The organism is Nonomuraea roseola, assembly GCF_039535395.1.
Lineage (GTDB): Bacteria > Actinomycetota > Actinomycetes > Streptosporangiales > Streptosporangiaceae > Nonomuraea > Nonomuraea roseola.
On the sequence record NZ_BAAAXC010000011.1, the window covers coordinates 38,740 to 63,702 of the forward strand.

General features: G+C 70.9%; 26 protein-coding genes and 1 pseudogene. 13 read left to right on the top strand and 14 right to left on the bottom strand.

Annotation, left to right across the window (positions count from 1 at the left end; genetic code table 11):
- Positions 1-122: 122 nt before the first annotated feature.
- Positions 123-1,106, top strand: coding sequence for a copper transporter (locus tag ABFX55_RS11475; protein WP_346120277.1), 984 nt, complete (start codon positions 123-125; stop codon positions 1,104-1,106).
- A gap of 208 nt (positions 1,107-1,314) precedes the next feature.
- Here the strand turns inward: ABFX55_RS11475 and ABFX55_RS11480 are convergent, their stop codons facing one another.
- Positions 1,315-1,605, bottom strand: a complete 291-nt coding sequence (locus tag ABFX55_RS11480) for a DUF3040 domain-containing protein (RefSeq protein ID WP_346120278.1) — start codon at positions 1,603-1,605, stop codon at positions 1,315-1,317.
- Between the two features lie 133 nt (positions 1,606-1,738).
- On the opposite strand from ABFX55_RS11480, the gene ABFX55_RS11485 reads away from it, so the two are divergent.
- From ABFX55_RS11485 to ABFX55_RS11500, 4 genes are all read left to right on the top strand, one after another.
- Complete coding sequence (locus ABFX55_RS11485; protein WP_346120280.1) at positions 1,739-3,682, top strand: intein-containing Rv2578c family radical SAM protein; 1,944 nt, start codon at positions 1,739-1,741, stop codon at positions 3,680-3,682.
- Between the two features lie 72 nt (positions 3,683-3,754).
- Entirely contained in the window at positions 3,755-3,877 is a 123-nt protein-coding gene (locus ABFX55_RS11490; RefSeq protein ID WP_346120281.1) for a hypothetical protein, read from the top strand.
- A gap of 75 nt (positions 3,878-3,952) precedes the next feature.
- A complete protein-coding gene (locus tag ABFX55_RS11495) occupies positions 3,953-7,039 on the top strand; it encodes a S41 family peptidase (RefSeq protein ID WP_346120282.1) in 3,087 nt (1,028 codons plus the stop codon).
- A gap of 116 nt (positions 7,040-7,155) precedes the next feature.
- Complete coding sequence (locus tag ABFX55_RS11500; protein WP_346120284.1) at positions 7,156-8,442, top strand: glycosyltransferase family 4 protein; 1,287 nt, start codon at positions 7,156-7,158, stop codon at positions 8,440-8,442.
- On the opposite strand, the gene ABFX55_RS11505 is transcribed toward ABFX55_RS11500, so the two are convergent.
- The 3 genes from ABFX55_RS11505 to ABFX55_RS11515 form a co-directional block, all read right to left on the bottom strand.
- A complete protein-coding gene (locus ABFX55_RS11505; protein WP_346120285.1) occupies positions 8,408-9,313 on the bottom strand; it encodes a S1C family serine protease in 906 nt (301 codons plus the stop codon). The two genes, ABFX55_RS11500 and ABFX55_RS11505, sit on opposite strands and share 35 nt — an antisense overlap.
- Positions 9,314-9,444: 131 nt before the next feature.
- A complete protein-coding gene (crcB, locus tag ABFX55_RS11510) occupies positions 9,445-9,828 on the bottom strand; it encodes a fluoride efflux transporter CrcB (RefSeq protein ID WP_346120287.1) in 384 nt (127 codons plus the stop codon).
- The gene (locus ABFX55_RS11515) at positions 9,825-10,274 is read right to left on the bottom strand and encodes a fluoride efflux transporter FluC (RefSeq protein WP_346120288.1); all 450 of its coding nucleotides are present in this window, start codon (positions 10,272-10,274) and stop codon (positions 9,825-9,827) included. Before ABFX55_RS11515 ends, crcB begins: the two co-directional genes overlap by 4 nt.
- Positions 10,275-10,411: 137 nt before the next feature.
- Here ABFX55_RS11515 and ABFX55_RS11520 point away from each other — a divergent pair, with 137 nt between their 5' ends.
- A complete protein-coding gene (locus ABFX55_RS11520; RefSeq protein ID WP_346120290.1) occupies positions 10,412-11,128 on the top strand; it encodes an HNH endonuclease family protein in 717 nt (238 codons plus the stop codon).
- On the opposite strand, the gene ABFX55_RS11525 is transcribed toward ABFX55_RS11520, so the two are convergent.
- Positions 11,112-11,951, bottom strand: coding sequence for an SGNH/GDSL hydrolase family protein (locus ABFX55_RS11525; protein ID WP_346120291.1), 840 nt, complete (start codon positions 11,949-11,951; stop codon positions 11,112-11,114). The two genes, ABFX55_RS11520 and ABFX55_RS11525, sit on opposite strands and share 17 nt — an antisense overlap.
- 177 nt (positions 11,952-12,128) lie before the next feature.
- On the opposite strand from ABFX55_RS11525, the pseudogene ABFX55_RS11530 reads away from it, so the two are divergent.
- Both ABFX55_RS11530 and ABFX55_RS11535 read left to right on the top strand, forming a co-directional pair.
- Positions 12,129-13,359 (top strand): annotated as a pseudogene (locus ABFX55_RS11530) (isochorismate synthase).
- 129 nt (positions 13,360-13,488) lie between these two features.
- Positions 13,489-13,743 carry a hypothetical protein gene (locus tag ABFX55_RS11535; RefSeq protein WP_346120293.1) on the top strand — a complete coding sequence of 85 codons (255 nt, stop codon included), beginning with the start codon at positions 13,489-13,491 and terminating at the stop codon, positions 13,741-13,743.
- Between the two features lie 7 nt (positions 13,744-13,750).
- Here ABFX55_RS11535 and ABFX55_RS11540 read toward each other — a convergent pair whose 3' ends face one another.
- Positions 13,751-14,443 carry an LLM class flavin-dependent oxidoreductase gene (locus ABFX55_RS11540; protein WP_346120294.1) on the bottom strand — a complete coding sequence of 231 codons (693 nt, stop codon included), beginning with the start codon at positions 14,441-14,443 and terminating at the stop codon, positions 13,751-13,753.
- A 1-nt stretch (position 14,444) separates the two neighbouring features.
- Complete coding sequence (locus ABFX55_RS11545; protein WP_346120296.1) at positions 14,445-14,642, bottom strand: LLM class flavin-dependent oxidoreductase; 198 nt, start codon at positions 14,640-14,642, stop codon at positions 14,445-14,447.
- Between the two features lie 119 nt (positions 14,643-14,761).
- Between ABFX55_RS11545 and ABFX55_RS11550 the strand changes: the two genes are divergently transcribed.
- Positions 14,762-15,424 (top strand): TetR/AcrR family transcriptional regulator, encoded by a 663-nt coding sequence (locus ABFX55_RS11550; protein WP_346120298.1) that lies wholly within the window; start codon positions 14,762-14,764, stop codon positions 15,422-15,424.
- Positions 15,425-15,546: 122 nt separating this feature from the next.
- Here the strand turns inward: ABFX55_RS11550 and ABFX55_RS11555 are convergent, their stop codons facing one another.
- Positions 15,547-16,170, bottom strand: coding sequence for an IMPACT family protein (locus ABFX55_RS11555; protein ID WP_346120299.1), 624 nt, complete (start codon positions 16,168-16,170; stop codon positions 15,547-15,549).
- 71 nt (positions 16,171-16,241) lie between these two features.
- On the opposite strand from ABFX55_RS11555, the gene ABFX55_RS11560 reads away from it, so the two are divergent.
- Together ABFX55_RS11560 and ABFX55_RS11565 are read left to right on the top strand one after the other, a co-directional pair.
- Positions 16,242-16,811, top strand: coding sequence for a TetR/AcrR family transcriptional regulator (locus ABFX55_RS11560; protein ID WP_346120300.1), 570 nt, complete (start codon positions 16,242-16,244; stop codon positions 16,809-16,811).
- Positions 16,808-17,338: a hypothetical protein gene (locus tag ABFX55_RS11565; protein WP_346120301.1), complete on the top strand. Its 531-nt coding sequence runs from the start codon at positions 16,808-16,810 to the stop codon at positions 17,336-17,338. Before ABFX55_RS11560 ends, ABFX55_RS11565 begins: the two co-directional genes overlap by 4 nt.
- Before the next feature lie 133 nt (positions 17,339-17,471).
- On the opposite strand, the gene ABFX55_RS11570 is transcribed toward ABFX55_RS11565, so the two are convergent.
- Positions 17,472-18,365, bottom strand: a complete 894-nt coding sequence (locus tag ABFX55_RS11570) for a LysR family transcriptional regulator (RefSeq protein WP_346120303.1) — start codon at positions 18,363-18,365, stop codon at positions 17,472-17,474.
- Between the two features lie 99 nt (positions 18,366-18,464).
- Here ABFX55_RS11570 and ABFX55_RS11575 point away from each other — a divergent pair, with 99 nt between their 5' ends.
- Both ABFX55_RS11575 and ABFX55_RS11580 read left to right on the top strand, forming a co-directional pair.
- A complete protein-coding gene (locus ABFX55_RS11575) occupies positions 18,465-19,757 on the top strand; it encodes an MFS transporter (protein ID WP_346120305.1) in 1,293 nt (430 codons plus the stop codon).
- Between the two features lie 250 nt (positions 19,758-20,007).
- Positions 20,008-21,126 (top strand): epoxide hydrolase family protein, encoded by a 1,119-nt coding sequence (locus ABFX55_RS11580; RefSeq protein WP_346120307.1) that lies wholly within the window; start codon positions 20,008-20,010, stop codon positions 21,124-21,126.
- A gap of 34 nt (positions 21,127-21,160) precedes the next feature.
- Here the strand turns inward: ABFX55_RS11580 and ABFX55_RS11585 are convergent, their stop codons facing one another.
- The 5 genes from ABFX55_RS11585 to ABFX55_RS11605 form a co-directional block, all read right to left on the bottom strand.
- A complete protein-coding gene (locus tag ABFX55_RS11585) occupies positions 21,161-21,739 on the bottom strand; it encodes a peroxiredoxin-like family protein (protein WP_346120308.1) in 579 nt (192 codons plus the stop codon).
- The gene (locus ABFX55_RS11590; protein ID WP_346120310.1) at positions 21,736-22,647 is read right to left on the bottom strand and encodes a haloalkane dehalogenase; all 912 of its coding nucleotides are present in this window, start codon (positions 22,645-22,647) and stop codon (positions 21,736-21,738) included. The genes ABFX55_RS11585 and ABFX55_RS11590 overlap by 4 nt, the downstream gene beginning before the upstream one ends.
- Before the next feature lie 36 nt (positions 22,648-22,683).
- Positions 22,684-23,127, bottom strand: a complete 444-nt coding sequence (locus ABFX55_RS11595) for a hypothetical protein (protein ID WP_346120312.1) — start codon at positions 23,125-23,127, stop codon at positions 22,684-22,686.
- Positions 23,124-23,666, bottom strand: coding sequence for an RNA polymerase sigma factor (locus tag ABFX55_RS11600; protein ID WP_346120314.1), 543 nt, complete (start codon positions 23,664-23,666; stop codon positions 23,124-23,126). Before ABFX55_RS11600 ends, ABFX55_RS11595 begins: the two co-directional genes overlap by 4 nt.
- Before the next feature lie 442 nt (positions 23,667-24,108).
- Positions 24,109-24,843 (bottom strand): class I SAM-dependent methyltransferase, encoded by a 735-nt coding sequence (locus tag ABFX55_RS11605; RefSeq protein ID WP_346120315.1) that lies wholly within the window; start codon positions 24,841-24,843, stop codon positions 24,109-24,111.
- Positions 24,844-24,963: the final 120 nt, after the last annotated feature.

A 24,963-nucleotide genomic window follows, 5' to 3' on the forward strand; every position in this document is an offset into this window, starting at 1 on the left:
ACGGCAGAGGAAATCATGGCGTTCAACAAGTCGGGATGATCCCTTTTCAATAGGCTCTATGGGCTCGCAGGCATGACGAAGCCTCCCGGTCCCTCTGCCTGACGGCTCGACTCGCTGACACTTTGCCGATCGGATTGCTCGGATTGATCGATTTTCGGTATCACGTCGCCTCCATCGTCTCGATCTTCCTTGCCCTGACGGTGGGCATCGTGCTCGGTACCTCACTGCTCCAGGGACCGGCCCTCAGGACGACCCAGGACCTGACGGCACAGCTGGCCACGACGAAGGAGGAACTGCGCACGCAGATCAAGGCGCTGGAGCGGCTCCAGGCGGAGAATGACGCGTACATCGCTTCGACAACGCCCGAGCGGGTAGCCGAGGTGCTCGCGGGTGAGCGGGTCCTGCTGGTGGAGGCTCCAGATGCGAACCCCGCCGAGCGCGAGGCCGTCCAGGAGGCACTCCTACAGGCCGGCGCCGACTACGCCGGCCGGGCCACGCTCACGAACGCGTATGTTGACCAACAGCGCCTCGACGAGCTCGACCTGCTGGTAACCAGGCTCATGCCGGGCGACATGGCCATCGATCCCGCAGCCACCACTTATGACAAGGCCGCCATGCTGCTCGGCAGCGCTCTGATGACGAACGACCGTGCCCAAGCGGGAACGCGCAACAAGGAAACCCTCACGGTGCTGGACGAGTTCGAGCGGGCCGGGTTCCTCAGCATCGACAGGGAGCCGGGCAGTCGCGCGACGATCGCCGTCATGATCGCTCCCGAGGATCCATTCGAAGGCGAGAACACCGAGGCGCAGGCCGGCGCGCTCGTCTCACTGGCAGCCGGGCTCGATGCGGCGGGCCGAGGCACCGTACTCGCCGGCGACACCACCTCTACAACTCCCGGTGGCCTCATCGCCGCCTTGCGCGACGAGAACGAGACCGTCAGGCACGTCACCACCATCGACACCGCCGACACCCCCTTGGGGCGCATCACGGTCGTCCACGCCCTGCGCGAGCAACTGAGCGGGCGCGCCGGCCAGTACGGCACGGGCACCGGAGCCTCGTCATTCCCGCTCACGACGTCACTCTCGACCCCGTCGCCTCGCCGGTAGGGGGATCGTCTGGGGCCCATCCGCCTTCTCGACGCTCGACGTGGTCCTGACCTGCCTGCGAGATGTCGATATCGGCGGTTCCAATTGCCGCTACCTCGCACCTGGAGTGGCAGGTTCCCCTTGTCAGGAAGCCGACCCGCCACAGCCCCCTGAACGACCTTCTCGCCGCCACACCCCTTGGCCCTGAGCCGGGGAAACCCCGTCTTCGTCAGAAGGCCAGTGCGGCGGCCTCGTGGCGGAGCACCAGCACCAGCAGCGTCGCCACGAGGGTGGCGATCAGGAGCCAGCTGACCATGATGATGACGGTCGAGCGGCGTGGACGGCGGGGCGGAACGGACTTCTCGCCGTTCGCCTTGGCCTCGCGCCGACGCTCGGACTCCTCGCTACGGCGCACACGGTCGTTGAACGACTCCAGGCGGGCGACGAGCCGTGGATCCTCGTCGACGAGGTGGCGCTCGATCTGGGCCAGCAACCGCTCCTCGTCCTGCGACCAGGCCATGGTGCACCTCCGGAACGCAAGCTCTGTGCCCCGTTTCCTGCCCAACCGTGAAGATCATTATCCGTTCCAAGGGTAGGTAATTACCGGCTCTTTCCCGTTGCGATCACTATCGAACCTGCGTTCTAATCATGGGATGCGCTGGGACAACCTGCGTCTGGCCGACGCCGAGGGCGACGCTTCCGCCGTGCCGCTGTTCGCGCGCGGCGCGGTGGCGCGCACCTTCGACACGCCTGAGTTCAAGGGGATGACCTTCTACGAGATTCAGGCCAAATCCATCATCAACAAGGTCCCGGCGGCCAGCAGGGTCCCCTTCACCCACACCATCAACCCCTACAGGGGGTGCAGCCACGCCTGCTCCTACTGCCTGGCGGGCGACACGCCGGTCCTCATGGCCGACGGCCGTGCCAGGCCCATCGCCGAGCTGCGCACCGGCGACCGGATCTTCGGCACGCGGCTGGTCGGCGGGCGGCGGCGCCACGTGGTCACCGAGGTGCTCGACCACTGGTCGACGGTGAAGGCGGCGCACCGGGTGACCCTCGCCGACGGCACCCGTCTGGTGGCCAGCGGAGAGCATCGCTTCCTCACCGAGCGCGGCTGGAAGCACGTGACGGGTGAGGGCGCGCGGCCGTTCCTCGGCGAGGGTGATCGGCTGGTGGGCTGCGGGCGCTTCGCCGCGCCTCCCAAACGGGACGACGACTACCGGCGCGGCTACCTGTGCGCGATCCTCTCCGGCACGCTCCCGCAGGAGGGCCACCCCGCGAGGAAGGCCGGGGAGCGCGCGCTGCCCGAGGAGGCGCTCGACAGGGCGCGCTCCTACCTCCGCCACTTCGGGGCCGATCCGGCCCTCCTGCGCGCCGCGCGCGAGCCCTCGGGCCTGTTCGCGGTGGAGGAGGCGCCTTCCGGCGAGTGGATGAAGGGCTTCGTGGCGGGCGGCCTCGACGCGGGAGACGGCCACCAGGCCGGCCGCCTGCGCACATACCTGTCCGCCCTGGGCTTCGACCGGCTCGACACGGGCCCGGCCTCGACGAGGTTCGGCGGAGAGCCTGCCCCGATCGCGCTGCGAGGAGACCCGGCCCCGATCGCCCTGCGAGGGGGCCCTGCCGCGTGGCTGCGGCTCCTGCACACCGTCGATCCCGCCGTCCCCGGCCCGCACGGCCTCGAGGGCGCCGTCGTCGAGTCGGGGGCCGACCTGAGGGTCGTGTCGGTCGAGCCGCTCGGCGTCGAGACGCCGATGTACGACATCACCACCGGCACCGGCGACTTCATCGCCGACGGCGTCGTCTCCCACAACTGCTTCGCCAGGAAGACCCACGAGTACCTCGACCTCGACGCCGGCCACGACTTCGACTCCAAGATCGTGGTGAAGGTCAACGCCGCCGAACTCGCTCGCAAGGAGCTGGCCTCGCCCCGCTGGGGCGGGCACCACGTGGCGATGGGCACCAACGTCGACTGCTACCAGCGCGCCGAGGGGCGTTACCGGCTGATGCCGGGCATCCTGCGGGCGCTGACCGAGGCGGCCAACCCGTTCTCCATCCTCACCAAGGGCACGCTGATCCTCCGCGACCTGCCGCTGCTGGTGGAGGCGGCGCGGGTGAGCGAGGTGAGCGCCGCGTTCTCGGTGGGCTTCGTCGACGAGCGGCTGTGGCGGGCGGTGGAGCCGGGCACCCCCCATCCGAGAAGGCGGCTGGAGGCGTGCCGCAGGCTCACCGACAGCGGCATCGCCTGCGGGGTGCTGATGGCGCCGATCCTGCCCTACCTGTCCGACTCCCCCGAACAGCTGGAGGCGGCGGTGCGGGCGATCGCGGCCTCGGGGGCGACACACGTCACGCCGATCGTGCTGCACCTGCGCCCAGGGGCGCGCGAGTGGTTCCTCGGCTGGCTCTCACGCGAGCACCCGCGCCTGGTGCCGCGCTATCTCGAGCTGTACGGCAGAGGCGCCTACGCGCCCAAGGCCTACCAGGAGCGGGTGAGCGCCCAGGTGAGGGAGCTGGCCAGGCAGCACGGCATCGGCCGGAGGGCCTCCTGGCGCATCCAGCCGGACAAGACCCCGCCACCCGAGCAACTATCCCTTCTGTGAGACTAAATAGCCAAATGGGTATTAATGCGCGTGATGCCCGAATAGCGGGCCGACATCACGGGGGAAAGATCCATGGCAGAGGAGCGGAAGAAACCCGTCGCCAAGTCAGGCAAGGCCAAGAAGGCGACCATCAAGGCCACCAGGGCCGCCAAGAACGCCAAGCGGGAGTCCACCAGGAAGCCGGAGACGGAGTAGTCTCCGCGCCGGCACCGGTGAAATCATGATCAGGCAGCCGGAGGCCGATCCGGCTGCCTGATCACGGAGCGGACATTGACGGCCTACCTGCGCTTTCCAGCGATCTTCAAAGACGTGGTGGTCTTCGCCGCCGAAGACGACCTCTGGATGGTCGCCGCGCAGGGCGGCCGCGCCTTCCGGCTGACGGCGGGCCTGGCCGAGGCCGCCTACCCGCGCTTCTCCCCTCGCGGAGACCAGCTCGCCTTCGTCGGCAGGGAGGAGGGCCCCGAAGAGGTGTACGTGATGCCAGCGGGCGGCGGGGCGGCCAGGCGCGTCACCTTCCACGGGGCCCGCTGCACCGTCACCGGCTGGGATCCGCAGGGCAGGGTGCTGTACGCCAGCGACGAGCGGCAGCCGTTCGAGGGGCAGAAGTGGCTGCACAGGGTGCTGCCGGGCGGCGTGCCCGAGCGCCTGCCGTACGGCCCTGCCACCAGCATCAGCCACGGGCCGCGCGACATGATCGTGCTGGGCCGCAACACCGCCGACCCGGCCCGCTGGAAGCGTTACAGGGGCGGCACCGTGGGCGACCTGTGGATCGAGCCCTCGGGGCGGGGCGACTGGCGGCGGCTGATCAGCCTGCCGGGCAATCTCGCCTCGCCCTGCTGGAGCGACGACAGGGTCTGCTTCCTGTCCGACCACGAAGGCACGGGCAACGTCTACTCCTGCGCCCCCGACGGCTCCGACCTGCGCAGGCACACCCATCACGACGACTACTACGCCCGCAACCTGTCCAGCGACGGCCACACGCTGGTCTACCACGCCGCCGGCGACCTCTACGTCCTCGAGCCGGGCAGCAGGACCAGGAAGGTCGAGGTGCTGCTGGCCAGTTCCCGCACCCAGCGCAACAGGCGGTTCGTCGAGGCCGCCGACCACCTCGACAGCGCCGCCCCGAGCCCCGACGGCAGCAGGCTGGCCATCACCACGCGCGGCAAGGCCTACACCTTCGCCGGGTGGGAGGGCCCCGTCCAGCAACACGGCGAGGTCGACGGCGTCCGCTACCGCTTCCTCACCTGGACGGGCGAGGGCAGCCTGGTGGCCGCCGCCAGCGACGAGGGAGACCGCGAGATCCTCGTCCTGCTCGACGGCAGGCGCCAGACCCGCCTCGACCATATCGACACCGGCCGCGTCACCGACCTCGTGGCCTCCCCCGACGGCGACCTGATCGCCGTCACCAACCACCGCCACGAACTGCACGTCGTCGATCTCGCCGCGCGCACCACCACGCTGGTCGAGGCCAACCCGCACGCCGCCGTCGAGGAGCCCGCCTGGTCGCCCGACGGCCGCTGGCTGGCCTACGTCAGCCCCACCAGCGGCCAGCACACCGCGATCAAGCTCCACCACGTGCCCACGGGGCGCACGGTGGAGGCCACGCACCCGGTGCTGAAGGACTCCGGCCCCGCCTTCGACCCCGAGGGCCGCTACCTCTACTTCATCGGCCAGCGCGTCTTCAACCCCGTCTACGACGCGCTGCAGTTCGACCTCGGCTTCCCGCTCGGCACCCGTCCCTACGCCATCGCCCTGCGCAAGGACGTCCCCTCCCCCTTCGTGGCGCAGCCGCGGCCGCTGGCCGCCAGGGACGACGACGAGGACGACGAGCAGGGCGAGGAGGGCGGCGACGAGCGGCCCGAGCTGACGATCGACGTGGACGGCCTGCCGGACCGGATCACCGCCTTCCCGCTGCCCGAGGGGCGCTACGAACAGCTGGCGGGCCTGAGGGGCAAGGTGCTGATCCTCTCGAGCCCCATCGAGGCCGACGACGGCACGCTGCACCTGTTCGACTTCGACAAGCAGAAGAACGAGACCTTCGCCGAGGACGTCGGCGACTTCCAGCTCGCCGCCGACCACAGGAGCCTCCTCTACCGTTCGGGCGATCGCCTGCGCCTGCTGAAGGCGGGAGAGATCCCCGACCACGACGACGACCACGCCTCGAGGAGCAGCGGCTGGATCGACCTGGGCCGCGTCAAGGTCTCTCTCAGCCCCGAGGCCGAGTGGCGGCAGATGTTCCGCGAGGCCTGGCGGCTGCAGCGCGAGAACTTCTGGTCGGCCGACATGGCGGGCCTCGACTGGCAGGCGGTCTACGACCGCTACCTGCCGCTGGTCGACCGCGTCAGCACCAGGGGGGAGCTGTCCGACCTGCTGTGGGAGCTGCAGGGTGAGCTCGGCACCAGCCACGCCTACGAGATCGGCGGCGAGTACCGGCCAGGCCCCGACTACACGCAGGGCAAGCTCGGCGTCGACTGGGACTACCGCGACGGCCTCTACCACATCGGCCACATCGTCCAGGGCGACAGGTGGGATCCCGAGGCCACCTCGCCGCTCAACAGGCTCGGCCTCGACGTACGGCAGGGCGACGCCCTCCTGGCCGTCAACGGCGTGCCCATCGACGAGGCCACCACCCCCAACCAGGCGCTGGTCAACCAGGCGGGCCAGGAGGTGCTGCTGACCCTGCGCAGAGGAGAGCAGACCTTCACCGCCGCCGTCCGCGCGCTGGCCGACGAGCAGCCCGCCCGCTACCGCGACTGGGTCAACCTCAACAGGGCCCGCTGCCACCAGCGCAGCGCGGGGCGCGTCGGCTACGTGCACATCCCCGACATGGGCAGCGCCGGATTCGGCGAGTTCCATCGCGCCTATCTCGCCGAGTACGACCGCCAGGCCCTGATCGTGGACGTGCGCTTCAACGGTGGCGGGAACATCTCCGCGCTGCTGCTGGACAAGCTCGCCCGCCGCCGCCTCGGCTACGACCACCCCCGCAGGGGCGAGCCGGAGCCCTACCCGCCCGAGTCGCCCAGGGGCCCGCTGGTGGCCATCACCAACGAGTGGGCAGGCTCCGACGGCGACATCTTCAGCCACACCTTCAAGCTCCTCGGCCTCGGCCCGCTGATCGGCAGGCGCACCTGGGGCGGCGTCATCGGCATCTGGCCGCGCCACCGCCTGGCCGACGGCACCCTCACGACCCAGCCCGAGTACTCCTTCACCTTCATCGAGGGCGACAGAGAGGTGGAGAACTACGGCACCGACCCCGACCTCGAAGTCGACATCACCCCCCAGGACTACGTCAGGGGCATAGACACCCAACTCGAAACGGCCATTGACCTGGCACTGAAAAGGATCATTCACAGCTGACGTTCAGGCTTTGCAACCTTTGTCCGCCTTAAAGCGTCTAAAGATCGAAAGCGGGGGAACGCGCCACGGGGACAGACGACGCGTGAACTCGGTCGCAGGCGAGAAGGGGACCCAGAGTGCGTGCACTGGCAGGCAAGGGTAAGGCGGCCATATACCGGCTCTACGAAGCCAACAACCGTAGGCGGGCGCGCTCCGCGCCGCCACCCTCGACCGACCGGGTCCACATCCTGCTCCTGCACGCGTACGGGATGGGCGGCACCATCAGAACGGTCTTCAACCTGGCCGGCTATCTGGCCTCCACCGGACGTGAAGTGGAGATCGTCTCCATCCTCAAGGAGGCGGAGGAGCCGTTCTTCCCCGTCGACCCCCGGGTGAAGTTCCGCTTCCTCGACGACAGGCTCACTCCCAGGACGGGTGTGCGGGGGCGGCTGTCGAAGATGCCCAGCAAGCTCATCCCTGAGCAGGAGGCCGCCTACCACCGCTTCAACCTCTGGACCGACCTGCAGCTGGCCCGATGGATCCGGTCGATCGACACCGGCGTCATCATGGCCACCAGGCCAGGACTCAACCTGGCCCTGGCCCAGCTCGCCCTGCCGAGCGTCATCACCATCGGCCAGGAACACGTGGCCCTGCAGGGCCAGCCGCAGCCGGTCCAGGAGCTTATCAAGCGCCGCTACCGCTCCTTCGACGCGCTCGTCACCCTGACGAAGGCCGACCTGCGCGACTACCGCGAGACGCTGCGGCGCAAGCCCAAGAGGCTGCTGCGCATCCCGAACGCCGTGCCGCCCATGCCGGGCGAGATCTCCAAGCTGGAGAACAAGGTCGTCCTCGCGGTCGGCCGGATGACCAAGCTCAAGGGCTTCCACCGCCTCATCACCGCGTGGGAGACCGTCGCCGCCACCCATCCCGACTGGAAGCTTCGCATCCTCGGCGCGGGCCCGCAGGAGGACAACCTGCGCGCCCAGATCACCGAGGCGGGGCTCGAGGGCAAGGTCGAGCTGCCGGGGCCGTCCAACGACGTGGCGGGCGAGCTGGAGAAGGCCTCGATCTTCGTGCTCAGCTCGCGTCATGAGGGCTTCCCCATGACCATCCTGGAGGCCATGGCCAAGGGGCTGGCGATCGTCAGCTTCAACAGCCCGCACGGCCCCAAGGAGATGATCACCGACGAGGTCGACGGCCTGCTGGTCAAGCCGCGCACCAACGCCAACCTCGCCACCGCCATCATGCGCGTCATCGAGGACGAGGAGCTGCGCCACCGCCTGGCCGAGGGCGCGCTGGCCACCGCCGCGACCTACGACGTCGACTCGATCGGCGCCCGCTGGGACGCGCTTCTTGACGAGCTGCTGGCCCGCCGCAACGGCACCTACGTCAAGCCCACTCCAGCAGCTCCACCGGCTCAGTGATGACGTCGACGAGCGCGCCGTTGCGCAGCACCGTGATCGGCAACGGCCGCCCTATCGCGTCGGCGAACGTCAGCCGTTGAAGGCTCTGCGCGTCGCCCACCGGGCTGCGGCCTGCGTTCACCACCAGATCGCCCGACCGCAGCCCTGCCCTCGCCGCCGGTGAGCCGCTCACCACCTCCACCACCCGCAGCGCCCGCCGCTGCCCGAGCCGCTCTGCGAGCGAGTCGGGCAGCGGAGCGGGCGAGGTCACCAGCCCGAGGTAGGCCCTGCGGACCCTGCCGTCCCTGATCAGCGCGGCGATGATCGAGCGCGTCGTGGAGTTCACGGGTACGGCCAGGCCCACGCCGACCCCCGCCACCGCCGTGTTGATCCCGACCACCCTGGCGCGCGAGTCGGCCAGCGCCCCGCCCGAGTTTCCCGGGTTGAGCGCGGCGTCGGTCTGGATGACGTCCTCGATGAGCCGCCCGCCCACCGGCAGCGAGCGGCCCAGCCCCGAGACCACGCCCGCCGTCACCGACCCCGCCAGGCCCAGCGGGTTGCCCACCGCCACCACCAGCTGGCCCACCACCAGCGCGTCGCTGTCGCCGAGCAGCGCGGGCTCGGGCGTCGGCCCCTGCGCCCTGATCACCGCCAGATCCGACAGCGGATCGCGGCCCACCAGCGTGAAGTCGCCGGCCGAGCCGTCGGCGAAGGCCACGCTCCCCGATCTCGAGGAGCCCACCACGTGCGCGTTCGTCAGAAGGAAACCGTCGGCGGTGAACACCACCGCGGAGCCGCTGCCCCTGCCCGCGCGCACGCCGGCCACCTTCGGCTGCAGCTCGGCGGCGACAGAGGAGACGGTACGGGAGTAGGCGTCGAGGGGATCGGACATGCGAGACCTCCCGGGTGAATTACACGATTACACGGTAACTCGCCCATCCCTCGAGCGCGCCCGCGAGCGCGCCAGCCGATCGCGCGGCGCGTCAGGCGATCGCGCGGCGCGTCAGCCGATCGCGCAGCGCGTCAGCCGATCGTGATCGCCAGCGCGGCGCCCGCCGCCGCCGCGCCCAGCCCCGCCACCACGCTGAGCACCACGTTGGCCACCGCCCTGAGGCGGAAGCCCTCCTCGGCCAGGCGCACCGTCTCGTAGCCCAACGTCGACCAGGTCGTCAGCGCGCCGCAGAACCCCGTGCCCGCCAGCGCCATCACGCCAGGCGAGGCCGCGAACGCGACGAGGAAGCCCAGTACGGCGCTGCCCGCGACGTTGACCGTCAGGGTGCCCCACGGGAACAGCGTGCCGTACCGGGACTGGACCAGCCGGTCGACCAGGTAGCGCAGCGGCGCGCCCACCGCCGCGCCCAGCGCCACCAGCAACGCCGGCGGCAGCGTCTCCTGCATCGCGCTCATCGCAGCACCAGCCGTGTCAGCCGTGCCCCCGCGAACACCGCCGCCAGGGCCGCCAGCACCGTGGCCAGCAGGTAGACCAGGCCCACCAGCGCGGCACCCGAGGCGATCAGACGCTGGAAGTCCACCACGTAGGTGGAGAAGGTGGTGAACCCGCCCAGCACGCCCACCCCGGCGAACGGCCGCACCAGCGGATGCGGCGCACGCGAACGCGTGATCGCCGCCATGAGGACCCCGATCAGCAGGCAGCCGAGCACGTTCGTCGCGAACGTCGCCCAGGGAAAGCCGCCGGCGGGCGCGGGGAAGGCCACGGCCAGGCCGTAGCGGGCCAGCGCCCCCACCATCCCGCCCAGCGAGATCACTCCGAGCACCCGCCATCGGCCGGGCCCCAGCTCCGCCCGTTGCTCCTCGACCTGCAGGTCGACATCAGGATCGACAGGATCTCCCACGCCATCCCCCGGGTCTGAACGCGGTCTCCTCGCACCCAGGCGAGGGCGGCGAGTTCCACCGCCGCACGATTCCCACAGCCTAGCGCCCCCGTGTCAAACTCCCCGGGGGCGGGAACCTACGGAACGGGAGGCGCCACTTGAGCACACGTGACGCGATCGCCGTACTGGCGGCCGCCGTACTCCTTGCCGCCTTACTCGGCAACAATCCGCAGCAGACCGCCAAAGCCACCGCCACGCCCCTCGACAACCCCGACGGCACCAGGCCAGGCCTCGCCCCGCTCACCAGCAGAGCCGACAGGACGGCCGCCCGCCACCTCATCGGCAGGCTCAGGACCAAGGGCATGGGCCCCAAGACGGGCTACACCCGCACCCGCTACGGCGAGAACTGGGCCGACACCGCAGCGAACGTCCCCTACGCCGGCAACGGCTGCCGCACCCGCGACGACCTACTCGTCCGCGACGGCCACGACCTGTCCTACCGTGGCGGCTCGCCCTGCGACGTCGTCGCTCTCAGCCTCGACGACCCCTACACCGGACGCACCATCGCCTGGCGCAAGAAGCACGCCGACGACATCCAGGTCGACCACGTCGTCCCGCTGTCCTACAGCTGGCGCATGGGAGCCGGCCGCTGGTCGGCGGCCAAGCGTCTGCGCTTCGCCAACGACCCGCTCAACCTGCTGCCCGTCGACGGCGACACCAACGAGGCCAAGGGGGGCTCAGGACCCGCCTCCTGGCTGCCGCCCCAGCGCCGCGTCCGCTGCGCCTACGCCGTCCGTTTCGCCCAGGTCGCGCTCAAGTACGGCATGCCCGTCACCCGAGCCGACCGCGCCACCATGATCAGAGTGTGTCGTTAGACCAGTCGAATCCCTTCTTGAACGTGATGTCGGCCAGGATCTGCTGCCCCTCGGAGTTGGGGTGGAAGTAATCCCACTTGCTCACCTGCGCCAGAGTGAACGGATAGGCGAACACGGCGCCCTCGTCGGTACGGCAGCGCGGACCGAACGCCAAGCACGCCCTGGCCCACTCCCTGTTGAAGTCGCGCACCCGATCACGCACCCTGGCCCGCCGCTGCACGTCGGCCCGCTTGGTCGAGGTCGGGTTGGCCAGCATCGCCTGGCAGATGCGACCCAGCCCCCAGAACGTCCTCGCGATCGCGTTGTCCTTGCCCACCTGCCACAGCCTGCGCAGGTCGGGGATGCTCGCCACGAACACCCGCGCTCCCGGCAGCTCGGCCCGCAGCTTGCCCATCGCCGCCTCCACCCGCCGCCTGAACAGCGCCACCGGCGTCATGGCCGTCTCCGTGCGCACGCACGCGTCCTGGGCGCCGAGCAGGATCGTCACGTACTCGGCCTTCTCGGCGATGGCCTTGTCCACCTGCCCCATCAGATCGGCGCTCGTCGCACCCGGCACGGCGAAGTTGCGGTTGTGCCCGTGAAGCGAGGGGCCCCGCTCGGCCAGCCGCACGTAGTGGCTGCGCACCTCCGCGTTGTCGCCCGCCGACCACGAACGCGACGTGCACGAGACGTACCAGCCGCAGGCGTTGAAACCCGCGCTGACCGAGTCGCCCAACGCCGCCATCACCCCTGGCAACGGCTCCAGCGAGGAGGCCGCCGCGGAGCTCGTCACGGAGCCCGACCCTGAGACCAGCACGACGGCAGTGAGCACGTGACGGATCATGGCCCTTAAGGTAGGGAGCGTCACACGCCAAGGCCACGACCAGGACCCACTTCCTATCGTGGCTTGACACGATCAAGATAAGCCCTATACAACCTCATGTCTGATTCTCGAGCTTAAGGTGGCCGATGGGCAGGGGCCCGAATCGAACATGTTCAGCTCCCGCATAGCATGTCTTGAGTGAGTGTCGCGCTCGGAATAACCCGCCCTCTGCCGGTTCGCACCATCCCGATCGGTGACCCCGGTGACCTGCTCTCCCGCCTGCCGTCCACCGCCCCCTACGCGTGGATCAGGAACGGCGAGGGTCTCGCCGGATGGGGCGAGGCCGCCAAAGTCACCGTGCCACCAGGCCCGGACCGCTTCGCATGGGCCCGCCAGTGGCTCAACTCGGTCCTCGCCGACACCCACACCACCGACGGCAACGGCCACCGGCACGGACCCGTCGCCTTCGGCACCTTCACCTTCGACGAGAACTCACCGGGCTCCACCCTCGTCGTCCCCCAGACCGTCCTGACCCGCCGCGGAGGACAGGCCTGGCTCACCAGCATCGGCGAGCCCACCCTCGGCCAGGACGTGACTCCCCTCACCTATCCCGGCCGCATCAGCTACGGCGACGGCAGCCTCACCGCGCCCGCGTGGGAGGGCATCGTCGCGCGCGCCTCCCAGCGCATCCGCGAAGGCGAACTCGAGAAGGTCGTGCTGGCCCGCGACCTCACCGCCACCGCCGAACACCCCATCGACATCCGCCTCCTGCTCACCCGGCTGGCCACCCGCTACCCCGACTGCTACACCTTCTCGGTCGCGGGCCTCGTCGGCGCCACCCCCGAACTCCTCATCCGCAGGGCAGGACAGCAGATCGAGTCACTCGTCCTGGCAGGCACCACCACGCGCGGCGTCAACCCCGCCGACGACGTCGCCCGCGGCGCCGCCCTGTTCGCCTCCGCCAAGGACAGGCACGAGCACGAGTGCGCCATCGCCTCCGTCCGCCACGCGCTCACCCCGCTGTCGGCCACGCTCGACGTGCCCGACGAGCCGGAGCTCCTCGTCCTGCCCAACCTCCAGCACCTGGCCAGCCACGTCACGGGCACGCTCGCCGACGGCGCCTCCGTCCTCGACGTCGTCGCCGCCATGCACCCCACGGCCGCCGTCGGCGGCACCCCCCACCGACACCGCGATCACGCTCATCCGCGAGCTCGAAGGGATGGACCGCTCCGGCTACGCCGGGCCCGTCGGCTGGATCGACGCGCACGGCGACGGTGAATGGGGCATCGCGCTGCGCTCGGGCATCGTCCACGGCAACCGCGCCAGGCTCTTCGCCGGCTGCGGCATCATGGGCGACTCCGACCCCGCAGCCGAACTGGCCGAGGCCCAGACCAAGTTCCGCGTCATGCAGTACGCCCTGGAGGGATAGAGCCGCCGCACCGCCACCTGCAGCGGCGTCGTGGTCATGGCCGGCGGGTTGATCAACGGCGGCCGACACGTCACCCTGGTATCGCGCCGGAAGGCGACCCGTCGCCCTCCACCGATCGCAGGAGATCACATGTCGCTCTGGAAGAAGATCGGTATCGGTCTCGCGGCGGCCGTGGCGCTGTTGGTCGTCGCCCTGGCGGTGGCGGTCTTCGTGCCGGGCGGCTGGAAGTTCTCGCTCATCCTGCTGGGAGTCCCGGCGCTGGCGGGCTGGCTCTTCTGGACGTGGCTCGGGGAGTCCCATCCGTCGTCCCGCCGCGACGACACCCCGCCTCCCGGCTCCCGCTGGGACGAGCGCACCGAACGCTGGCGCCACCCGTCCCAGTGATCGCGGTCTACCCCTTGCCGAGCAAGACACGGGCGGCGGGGACGACCTCACGGGCCCAGGCGGTCAGCTGCGCGGCGTCGGCGCTCTCGGGCCAGTACACGAAGGAGTCGAAGCCCACGTCGCCGGCCAGGTGCCCGATGACCTCGGCCCACTGCGCGGCGGTGGCCCTGATGGGAGCCTCACCCTTCAGGACGACCTCGCCAGGGGCGTCGGTGATGTGGCCGACCAGCTGGGCGATCCTGGTGATGTCGGAGGGCCGCCGCCCCGCCTCGATCGCGGCCGTGTCGATGATCTCCTGGGACTCACGCCACTTCTCGTAGGGCAGGTAGTGCGGGATGGGGGCGGCCCAGCCGTCGGCCAGGCGCCCGGTCTGGGCCAGGGCCCTGGGTCCGACGCTGCCGAACCAGATCCCGATCGGGTGCGCGGGCGCCGGGCCGCCGTGGACGCCGGCCATTGAGTAGTGCTCGCCTGTCACCCTGACGCTCCCGCCCGGGCGCCAGAGGCCCCGGATGATCTCGACCGCCTCCTCCAGTGCGACCTGGTTCTGGCCTGCGGTGCGGTCGGGGCCGCCGAAGGCGGTGATCGCCTGGCGGTAGCCACCCGCGCCGAGACCGAGTTCGAAGCGCCCACCACTGAGCAGGTCGAGCGTGGCCGCCGCTTTGGCGATCACACCGGGACCGCGGAGCGGCAGGCTCGCCACATCAGGATATCCGGATCCGCGTGGTGTCGGCGAGCAGCGTGGCGATCACGCTGAACGTGTCGGCCAGGCCGCCCGCGTAAGGGTGGTCCTGCACGCCGAGGAGGTCGAGCCCCTCCCGGTCGGCGAGCCTGGCAAGCTCTCGGATCCCGGAGAGGTCGTCAGCGGACGGGGACAGCTGGACGCCGAAACGATAGGACATGACGATCTCCTTCGGACGACAGGGTTGTCGGTCAAAGGCGACACTAAACCGTTCAGTTTTGCGCCGTCAACTGAACAGTTCAGTTCTGGATATCACCCTGAACCGTGTAGTTTAGGACGATGGACGTTGACGACTTCGGCATTCCGATCATCCCCGACGCGGTCAACGTGTCCCAGCTCAAACGCCAGGCCATCATCGACGCCGCGGCCACCGAGTTCCTCAGGGAGGGCTACACGGCTGCCTCCGTGGACGCCATCGCCTCCCTCGCGGGGGTCTCCAAGCCGACCATCTACAAACACTTCGGCAGCAAGGAGCGGATGTTCCTCGCCGTCATCGGCGGGATCCTGCCGAAGACCTACGCCGACCTGGAACCCTGCACCTCGAAGATCGCCGAAGCCGCCGACCTGCGGGCGGCGCTGATCGACCTCATGACCGACTGGGGCAGGATCCTCCTCCGCGAGGACATCATGACCCTGCGCAGGCTGGTCATCGGCGAGATCGACCGCTTTCCCCAGCTCGGAAGGCTCTGGTACCGGGTCAGCTACGACATGAACACCCGGCCCCTGATCGAGGCGCTCAGCATCCTGCACGAGCGCGGCGCCCTCGACGTGCCCGACCCCGCCCTGGCCGTCCAGCAACTCGTCGCCGTGGCCATCGGGGTTCCCCAGCTCGTCCGCACCTTCGACCCGGCCTCGGAGGTCGACCTCGACGCCATGGTCTCCTCAGGGGTCGACGTCTTCCTCGCCAGGTACGGCCCCCGCCCCCGCCCCGCAGCCGGGTGACGGCGCCCGCCGTTGAATCCGGGTGACGGCGCCCGCATCCGAGTTGAAGCCTGCCGCCGGGGCACGCAGGCGACCTCAAGCCGGATGACGGCGCCGGGCCTCGTGCGCTGTCCAGGCCCGTTTCAGCGCTCGGGGACGTGGATCTCCGCGCCAGGATCGACCGTGGCGCGGCCGGCCGTCAGCGTGGCCACCCACTCGGTGAACGAGGCCACCTCGTTCTCCCCCACCGCGACCGAGAACGACACCTCGCCCCCGTAGCTGACCTCGCGCACCGGGTACGCCGACACCCGCAGGTCGTTCTCCACCCTGCCCGCCTGCTCGTGCCCCACCGACACCCGCACCAGCCTGGCGGGCACCATCCGCACGGGCTCGACCCTGTCGAGGGTCTCGGTCACCGCCGAGCCGTACGCCCTGACCAGGCCGCCCGCGCCCAGCAGCACCCCACCGAAGTAGCGGGTCACCACCGCGACCACGTCGTTGAAGCCGCGCCCGACCAGGGCCTGCACCATCGGCGTGCCGGCCGTACCGCCAGGCTCGCCGTCGTCGTCGCCCTTCTGCAGGCGCTGCCCGACGACGTAGGCGGTGCAGTTGTGGGTGGCGCCCTGGTGCAGCCTGCGCCGCTCGGCGATGAACTCGGCCGCCTCCTCCGCGCTTCCCGCCGGCGCCATCGCGCAGATGAACCGCGACCGTTTGACCTCGGTTTCGTGCTCGGCGCGGGTTCTGAGGGTGAGGTACGGAAGGGCCACTGATCCAGGCTAGCGCCTTTACAAAGTAGAGCAGCTTGATTATGACTGACTGGTCATTCATAATCAGCTTCATGCCAAAGAGAGTCGACCATGCCGCGCGCAGGGATGAGATCCTCCAGGCGGCCGTGCGGGTGTTCGCCCGCAAGGGCTTCGCCGCCTCGCGCATCGAGGACGTCGCCGCCGAGGCGGGCATCGCCAAGGGCAGCGTCTACCTCTCCTTCGACAGCCGCGACGCCCTGCTCCAGGCCGCCTTCGAGTCGTACGCCGCCGGCTCGGCGCACCTTCTCACCTCGCTGGAACCGGGTCCTGCGCTCGATCGGCTGGCGACGCTGGTGCGGCGGGTGGTCGCGATGCTCGCCGCCCACCCCGACCACGCCCGCGTGCTGGTGGACCTGTGGTCGGCGGGCCCACCGCTGGACATGGCCGCCGTGTACCGCGACTACCGCGAGGCGATCGCGGGCCTGCTGCGACAGGCCCGCGAGGAGGGCGCGCTGCGCCCCGGGATCGACGAACGGCACGCCGTGGTGATCGTGGCGGCCATCGAGGGCTGCCTGCTGCAGTGGCTGGTCGACCCCGAGCTTCCGCTCGCCGACCTGGCCGCCCCCATCATCGAGGTCTGTGTAGAGGGAGTCCGCTCATGACGATGACCGACAGGCTGATCGCTCCCGGCGCCACCAGGGGCGAGGTGCTGGTCTCCGTCGGCACCGCCTTCGCCGGCGCCGCCCTGTCCGTCGCCCTGGCCGTGGGCGCGGGGCTGCCCGCGCCGGCCGTCGGCGTGATCGCGGTGGTCGCCTTCGACCTGTACGGCGGAGCCGTCGTCAACGCCACCCGCTCGGCCAAGCTCTGGTTCCACCGGCCGGGCCGTACCGCGGGGCACCACCTGGGTTTCGTGGCCGTCCACGTCCAGCCGTTCATCCTGGCCTGGGCGGTGCCCGGGTTCGGCTGGACGGCGGCGGCGGTCGTCTACGGCTCCGCTCTCACCGCCGCTCTGGCGGTGACGGCCACTCCCCCGCCGCTGCGCAGGCCCGTCGCCTTCGCCGCCACCGCGCTGGCCCTGATCTGGACCACCAGCCTGCTCAGCGTGCCGCACGCCGTGGCCTGGTTCGCCCCGCTCCTGCTGATCAAGCTCCTGCTCGCGCATCTCCTTCCCGAGGAGGCCGCCCGCTGACCGCCGACGGCGCACCTCCTCGCGGCGGACGCCGTACGGCTCAGCCGCCGGGTGGCGATCCCGCCGGCGGAGCCGTACGGCATGGCCGAGCAGCGGGGGTCGTAACCGGGGCGACGGCAGGGGCGGGTGGCGGTTACGGCGCCTGCGGACGGCCGTGGAGGGTGGCCAGGAGGGCGGTGAGGGCGGGCTGACCCAGGGAGGTCTCGCGTACGGCGGTGTGGATCGAGCGGACAGGTGCCGGGGCGTGCAGGTCGCGGACGACGACGCCGGGATGGGGGCCGGGCAGGGCCAGCCGCGGGATCAGCGTGACGCCGAGGCCGGCGGCGACGAAGCCCTGGGCGGTGGCGTAGTCCTCGCCGTCGACCGCGAACTCCGGGTGGAAGCCGGCGGCCGCGCAGCCCGCCAGAAGGGCGTCGAGGCAGGGGCCCGGCCGTTCGCCGCAGATCCACGGCTCGCCGGCGAGGTCGGCCAGTTCCAGGACGTCCTCGGCGGCGAGCGGGTGCCCGGTGGGCAGGACGGCCAGGTAGGGGTCGTCGAGCAGGTGGTCCAGCCGGACGCCCTGGTGAGGCAGGCCGCGGGGCCGTACCACGACGGCGAGGTCGGCCCTGCCCCGCAGCACCTCGGGCATCGGGTCGTCGGGGTCGGTCATACTCAGGTCGATCAGCACGTCCGGGCGCTCCCGGCGGAAGCGGGCCAGCGCGGGCGCCACCAGCACGGCCCCGGCCGTGGCGAAGTACCGGACCGAGAGCCGCCCGGACCGGCCGGCCCGCAGGTCGGCCAGCGCGGCCTCCGCCTCGGCCACCTGCTCCCCGATGACGGCCGCGTACTTCGCCAGCAGCCGCCCTGCCGTCGTGGGCCGTACGCCGCGGCCGACCCGTTCCAGCAGGGCGATGCCGGCCTGCTTCTCCAGCGCCGCCACCTGCTGGCTGATCGCCGACGGGGTGTAGCCCAGCGCCTCGGCGGCGGCCGTCACCGTCCCTCTGGTGACGACCTCGTGGAGGACCTGCATGCGCCGCGTGTCGAGCATGTAGCAGAGCTTAAAGGTGAGTCCACGACTTTGCGCTTGTCCTGACGGTTCGGGCTCGGGCACCGTTCATCTCGGCCCCCATCATCGGATGAACGGATCATGGACTCCAGCTCCCCCTGGCGGATCGCCGGCTTTCGCACCCTGTTCACCGCGAGCACGCTCAGCCAGCTCGGCACCAACGTCGGCTACATCGCCGTCCCGCTGATCGCGGTCTCCGCGCTCGGGGCCGGCCCTGGCCAGGTCGGGGCGCTGGCCATGCTGAGCACGGTCGCCTTCCTGGTCATCGGCCTGCCCGCCGGCGCCTGGGTGGACCGGCTGCGGCACCGGCGGGTGCTGATCACCGCCGACGTGGCGCGCGCGGCGCTGTACGCCTCGGTCCCGCTGGCGTGGTGGCTGGACGCGCTCACCCTGCAGCAGCTGTACCTGGTCGTCGTGCTGCACGGCTGCGCCACCGTCTTCGCCGACATCGGATCCCAGAGCGTGCTCCCGCAGGTGGTGGGCCGTGACCGGCTCGTGCCTGCCAACGCGGCCGTCATGACCCTCATCGCGCTGGGCAACGTGGCAGGGCGCGGCGCGGGCGGCGGCCTCGTTCAGGCGCTCAGCGCGCCCGTCGCCGCGGCCTGCGCCGCCGCCGGCTATCTCGTCTCGGCCCTGCGGCTCATGTCCCTGCCCCGCCTGCCCGCGCCGCCTTCGCCGGCCGGACGCGTCCCGCTGCGCACGCAGATCGCGCAGGGCGTGCGGCATGTCTTCGGCGACCGCGAGCTGCGGGCGCTGGCGCTCACCGCGTCCTTGAACAATCTGGGCTCCCAGATCGTCAACACCATGCTGCCGGTGCTGTTCGTGCGCGAGCTGGGCCTGCCCGCGGGCGCCCTCGGCCTGTTCTGGGCGGTGGGCGGGACTGGCCTGCTCCTCGGCGCCCGCTGCGCAGGGTGGGCGGGCCGGCGGCTGGGCCATGGCCGCGCCCTGGCCCTGGCCGGCCTCTGCCTGGCCCCCGCCGGGCTGCTCCTGCCGTTCCTCGACCGCGGGGCCGGGCTGTGGCTCGCCGGGGCCGGGTACCTGCTGGCCATGTTCAAGACCGGCATGGACAACGTGCTCGGCGTCAGCCTGCGGCAGCGGATGACGCCCGACCCCCTGCTGGGCCGCATGAACGCCACCTTCCGCACCCTGCTGACCGGCGCGCTCGCGGCCGGCGCCGCCGTCTCCGGCCTGATCGGCGAGCTGGCCGGGGTCCGCGTCACCCTGTGGGTGGGAGCCTGCGTGCTGGCCACGGCGTTCCTGCCGGTCTTCCTCTCCCCTCTCAGGACCAGACGCGACCTGCCCGAGCAGCGGGCCGAGCCGCCCACGAGCGGCGGCGGGCCGCATCAGGAGGACCTCGCCCCTTCCCGTCCCTGATCCGGTGCCCTGCTCCTGATCCCGGGCTCCCCCGATCCACCGGCGTCCCCGATCGCCCGACCAGGGAGATCCGCGAGGCGGACGCCCCCTCCTCGAGCGAAGCCCGGTAGGCGGCCATCGGCTCGCCGGTCACGGTCGGCCGGTGGGCCGCTCCCTTTCGTCGTTCTGAAGATTTCCCGCTGTCCGTCCTTGCGTCCGCTGAACCGTATGCTGTACGGTACAGCGTACTAGACACACTGAGGAGAAGCTCTTGCCACAGAACGACATCCGGCCCTTCCGTCTCGACGTGGCCCAGTCCGACCTGGACGACCTGCGCGAGCGGCTCGACAGGGTCCGCTGGCCCGACGAGGTACCCGGGCTCGGCTGGCAGCACGGCGTGCCCCTGGCCCACCTGCGCGACCTCGTCGACCACTGGCGCACCGGCTACTCCTGGCGCGAGGCCGAGTCCGAGCTCAACGCCCACCCGCAGTTCACCACCGAGATCGACGGGCAGAACGTCCACTTCCTGCACGTCCGCTCGGCCAACCCCGACGCGCTTCCGCTGCTGATCACCCACGGCTGGCCCAGCTCCCCCGTGGAGTACCTCGACGTGATCGAGGCCCTTTCGGCCGACTTCACGCTCGTCATCCCCTCGCTGCCCGGCTATGGCCTGTCGGGCCAGACCCGAGAGGTCGGCTGGGGCTCCACCCGCATCGCCAGAGCGTGGCTGGAGCTGATGACCAGGCTCGGCTACGACCGGTTCGGCGTGCAGGGCGGCGACTGGGGCACCTGGATCTCCAGGGAGATCGGCGTGCTGGCCCCCGAACGCGTCGCCGGCATGCACGGCAACGGCATCATCTGCTTCCCCATGGGCCTGCCGGGCGAGCTCGACGGCCTGACCGAGGTCGAACAGGAGCGCATGGCCTTCCGTGAGCGCTACCTGACCGAGCAGTACGGCTACAAGCTCATCCAGTCCGCCCGCCCGCAGACGTTCGCCTACGGCATGGCCGACTCCCCCGTCGCGCTGCTGTCGTGGTTCACCGGCGTCTTCCACGAATGGAGCGACGCCGAGATCCCGCGCGACCGTCTGCTGACGAACGTGATGCTCTACTGGCTGACCAACACCGCGGGCTCGGCTGCCCGCTCCTTCGTCGAGACGCCCGACACCGACCAGGACACCTCGGTGGAGTGGGAGCTCAAGCCCGCGACGGTGCCCACCGCGGTCTCGGTGTTCCCCAAGGACATCCTGCGCCCGATCCGCAGGTTCGCCGAACGGGACAACAACGTGGTGAGCTGGGTCGAGCACGACCGCGGCGGCACCTTCGCCGCCCTCGAGCAGCCGGACCTCTACGTCGCCGACGTCCACGCCTTCTTCACCTCCCTCACCTGAGCGTCAGCGGGCAGGTCCGGGAGCGGGCGGCCGCTCAGGCATGGCGCGTTCGCGTAGCCGGCCCTCCCTGCGTTCTTGCCCGGGCTGCGAGGAGGAGGAGCTCGTCGACCTCCCACTGGTCGCCTGCGTGCCTGCCGTACCGGTGGGAGAGGATCTGCCCGTCGGGGTCGATGAGGAAGTCGGCGGGCAGCCCGAGCACCGTCTCCCCGCCCGTGGGGTACGGCCTGCCGCCGCGGCGCAGGCCGCGGGCGACCACCGGCCACGAGCCGGGCCGCATCGGGGTGGTCCAGGCGCGCGGATGCAGCACCGCTCTGGCCGAGGCCTCCACCCCGAACTCGGCGTACAGCCGCCTGCCGGGGTCGGCGATCGCGGCGAAGGGCAGCAGACCCTGGTGGGGGAGCATGTCCTCGGCGGAGGAGTGGAAGACCACGATCTCGTGGACGCCCGCGGCCCTGATCTCCTCGTGCCGTGCGGCGATCGTGCGCAGGTGCATGTTGCAGATCGGGCAGCCGGCGTAGCGGCGGAACTGCAGGTGCGTCAGCCCGTCGGGGGCGGGCAGCCGCACGCGCTCGCCCGTGATCGTGCTCAGCTCGCGGGCCTCGACGGTCCTCATCGGGCCGCCGACCTGATGAAGTCGTCGACGACCTGCGCCAGGCGCGGCCCCTGGTCCTCCTGGACGAAGTGACCACCGCCGACGATCGTGGTGTGCGGCAGGCCCTTCGCGCCGGGAACGCGCTCCCTGAAGGCCGTGTGCGCCTGGCCGAGCACGAAGTCCCTGTCGCTGAAGGCGCACAGGAACGGGGTGTCGAGGCTCTCCAGCACCTCCCACGCCTTGCGGTTGGCGGGGGCCGCCTCGTCGGCGGGGGTGATGGGGATCAGCAGCGGGAAGCGGCGCGCGCCCTGCGCGTGGTCCTCCTCGGGGAAGGGCGCGTCGTAGGCCGCGACCACCGCGGGGTCGAGGTCGGTGACGGTGCCGGTCGCGACGATCTGCCCCGCGCTGAACGGCCGCACGCGCTGGCTGTGCTGGAGCCACTGGGCGTAGAAGGGTCCCATGTCGCCCTGGTCGCCGGTGTGCAGGACGGTATTGGTCGCCACGACGCGGCGGAACCTGTCAGGGTGCTCGGCCAGCAGGCGCAGGCCGAGCAGGCCGCCCCAGTCGTGGCAGACCATCGTCACATCACGCAGGTCGAGCCGGTCGAAGACGGTCTCCCACAGCCAGTCGACATGGCTCTGGTAGGTGTAGGCGAAGCGGTCGGCGGGCTTGTCCGAACGGCCGAACCCGACCAGGTCGGGTGCCACGCACCGGTGCCCCGCCGCGACCAGCGGCGGGATGACGTGCCGGTACAGGTAGCTCCACGTCGGCTCGCCGTGCAGCAGCAGCACCGTCTCCCCCGAGGGCCGCTCCGGGCGCTCGTCGAGGTAGTGGACTCTGATGCCGTCGCCGAGTTCGACGTAGTGCGGCTCGAAAGGGAAGTCGGGCAGGTTCTCGAACCGGTCGTCCGGTGTACGAAGGATGTTCATGCCTCCTGAGAGCGCGTGGGCGCCAGGAGTGTGACATCAGCCGCCGAGCTCGTGCTTGCGGCGCAGCAGGGCCGCCCGCGCCGACCTGGCCCTGACCAGCACGACGGCCGCCACCAGCGCGAGCACCACGTTCACCGCCGCGCCCGCCCAGCCCGCCCAGCCCGGCCTGTCCACCGCCAGCGCGACGGTCAGCAGGGTCAGCGGCCAGGTCGCCGCCACGGCGATCCAGCCGCCGATGACCCTGTCGAGCGCGAACAGCGGCGTCCTGCGGGTCAGCGCCCAGCCGCCGTAGCAGGCCCATGCCAGGCACAGGACGGCGAAGCCCCCGAAGACCGGCGGCAGCCGCTCCTCCGTGGCCCACAGCAACCCGATGGCCAGCGCCCCGCCCAGCCCCATGACCAGCGCCACCACGTACGCCATGCGCCTGCGCAGCGACACCGGCCCGGACAGCCTTTTGATCATGTCGTCGGCGTCCATCATCGCGTTCCCCTCTCACCCAGTTGTTCTCTCAGCAGGCGCCTGGCCCGTGACAGGCGCGACTTCACCGTTCCGACCGGGATGGCGCAGATCTGCGCGCAGTCCTCGATCGACAGGTCTTCGAGGTAGAACAGCACGAGGATCTCCCTCTCGACCAAGGGCAGCCCGGACAGCCCCGCGACCAGCGCGGCCCTGTCCGCCATCACCTCGGCCCTGTCCTCGACCACCCGCTCGTCCGCGTGCTCGGTGACCTGGCCGGACGCCGTGGTCGTCTCCTGCCTGCCGTACTCCTCGCGCAGCCTGTTGGTCACCGCGCGGCGCGCGATCGTGAACAGCCACGGCGCGAACCTTCCGGGCTCCCGGAGCCTGGGAAGGCCGCGCACCACGGCCAGCCACACCTCCTGGGCCACGTCGTCGGCGTCGCCGTGGTCGAGCATGCGCCGCACGTAGGTCCACACCGGGTCGTGCCATGCGCGCACCAGCTCGGCGAGCGCCTCGCGCTCTCCGAGCTGGCACCGCACCACCAGCAGTTCGTCAGTCACGCTGCCTCCTCACCCACAACAGTCGGGAACACAGCCCCGCGGGTTCACGAGGTGGACAGGACGCGAGAAATCGTCCTGCTCGTTCCGTGCCTGGCGCCGGCCGTGGAGTGCCTGGCACGACCGGCCCACCGCCGAAGGTCGGCGAAGTCTGTCCCAGTCGTCACGCGCCTGTTGTCAGGGTTCGCCGCCTGTGAAGTGGTGCGCGAATGGTGGTCCCTTTCGACGGGATCCAGGTCGAGCAGCCCGAGGTGGTACTCGGCGTCGGCCTCGGAGGCCGCCCTGGGGCCGATGCCAGGGCGGCGGCGAAGGGTTTCGGCGTGTCGGCGGACGCGGGAACGGCAGCCATACCGGCGAAGATCAGTCCAGCGGCGCCTCAGGCTGTGTTCGCCCGGCCGGGCTTGCTCGGCTGGGCGGCTTGGCGTTCGGGGCCTGATCGGTGAGGCTAAACGGCTTCCAGGACGAAGAACAGGAAGCACAGGAAGGTCGAGTCGGCTTCCTTGAGGACGTCGGGGAACAGTTCGTGTGCCCCTGGCGCCGGGCGCGGTTCGCTGATGACGGCGATCCGGAAGCCGGCCGCGGTGAAGGCGTCGGTCATCGCGTGCAGCGGCCGGTGCCAATACGTCAGCACGGCGCTCTGGCCGCTGAAGGTGTAGTCCTCGGAGTACTCGCGGATCGCGAAGTAGCCGGCATCGGGATAGGCCAACGGGTAGATCAAGGGGTGATTGACCGCCACGATGAGTCGGCCGCCGGGCGCAAGCACGCGCCGCAGGTCGGCGAGCGGTCCCTTCCAGTCCTCCAGGTAGTGCAGCACCAGGCACACGATGGCATCGTCGAACGCGCCGTCAGGGAAAGGCAGAGGACCGCCGCCCAGACCGGCCTGATGCAGGGCCGCGCCCTCGCCGAGCCGCTGCCGTGCCAGGTCCAGCATCCTGGCGCTGGGGTCGACGCCGGTCACGATGGCGCCCTGCTCGCGCAGCGCCGCGAGCAGGGGACCGGCACCGCAGCCGACATCGAGGATCCGCCGCCCGGCCACGTCTCCGGCCAGGTCCAGGATCGCGGGCCGCGTGTAGTAGCCGTTGATGAGGTTGGCCTCGGTTTCGGCCGCGTACGCCTCGGCGAAGCTGTCGTAGTCGTTGGCCACGGTCTGGCCGGCGGGCCCGGCGGAGTTCTCGATCATGGGAGACATGCGGCACATCCTGGCATGGCCGGTCACCACGGGCGTGTCCAGATCCGATCGGCGCAGGGGAATTCCTGGCTCGACGCTGGACCCGATCACGACCCCGGTCCGACCCCGTTA

Bases quoted from the DNA above. Each gene is read 5' to 3' on its own strand.
- ABFX55_RS11480 (WP_346120278.1), bottom strand. From the start codon at position 1,605: ATGGCCTGGTCGCAGGACGAGGAGCGGTTGCTGGCCCAGATCGAGCGC.
- ABFX55_RS11485 (WP_346120280.1), top strand. From the start codon at position 1,739: ATGCGCTGGGACAACCTGCGTCTGGCCGACGCCGAGGGCGACGCTTCC.
- ABFX55_RS11490 (WP_346120281.1), top strand. From the start codon at position 3,755: ATGGCAGAGGAGCGGAAGAAACCCGTCGCCAAGTCAGGCAAGGCCAAG.
- ABFX55_RS11505 (WP_346120285.1), bottom strand. From the start codon at position 9,313: ATGTCCGATCCCCTCGACGCCTACTCCCGTACCGTCTCCTCTGTCGCC.
- crcB (WP_346120287.1), bottom strand. From the start codon at position 9,828: ATGAGCGCGATGCAGGAGACGCTGCCGCCGGCGTTGCTGGTGGCGCTG.
- ABFX55_RS11525 (WP_346120291.1), bottom strand. From the start codon at position 11,951: ATGATCCGTCACGTGCTCACTGCCGTCGTGCTGGTCTCAGGGTCGGGC.
- ABFX55_RS11535 (WP_346120293.1), top strand. From the start codon at position 13,489: ATGTCGCTCTGGAAGAAGATCGGTATCGGTCTCGCGGCGGCCGTGGCG.
- ABFX55_RS11545 (WP_346120296.1), bottom strand. From the start codon at position 14,642: ATGTCCTATCGTTTCGGCGTCCAGCTGTCCCCGTCCGCTGACGACCTC.
- ABFX55_RS11550 (WP_346120298.1), top strand. From the start codon at position 14,762: ATGGACGTTGACGACTTCGGCATTCCGATCATCCCCGACGCGGTCAAC.
- ABFX55_RS11560 (WP_346120300.1), top strand. From the start codon at position 16,242: ATGCCAAAGAGAGTCGACCATGCCGCGCGCAGGGATGAGATCCTCCAG.
- ABFX55_RS11565 (WP_346120301.1), top strand. From the start codon at position 16,808: ATGACGATGACCGACAGGCTGATCGCTCCCGGCGCCACCAGGGGCGAG.
- ABFX55_RS11570 (WP_346120303.1), bottom strand. From the start codon at position 18,365: ATGCTCGACACGCGGCGCATGCAGGTCCTCCACGAGGTCGTCACCAGA.
- ABFX55_RS11575 (WP_346120305.1), top strand. From the start codon at position 18,465: ATGGACTCCAGCTCCCCCTGGCGGATCGCCGGCTTTCGCACCCTGTTC.
- ABFX55_RS11585 (WP_346120308.1), bottom strand. From the start codon at position 21,739: ATGAGGACCGTCGAGGCCCGCGAGCTGAGCACGATCACGGGCGAGCGC.
- ABFX55_RS11590 (WP_346120310.1), bottom strand. From the start codon at position 22,647: ATGAACATCCTTCGTACACCGGACGACCGGTTCGAGAACCTGCCCGAC.
- ABFX55_RS11595 (WP_346120312.1), bottom strand. From the start codon at position 23,127: ATGATGGACGCCGACGACATGATCAAAAGGCTGTCCGGGCCGGTGTCG.
- ABFX55_RS11605 (WP_346120315.1), bottom strand. From the start codon at position 24,843: ATGATCGAGAACTCCGCCGGGCCCGCCGGCCAGACCGTGGCCAACGAC.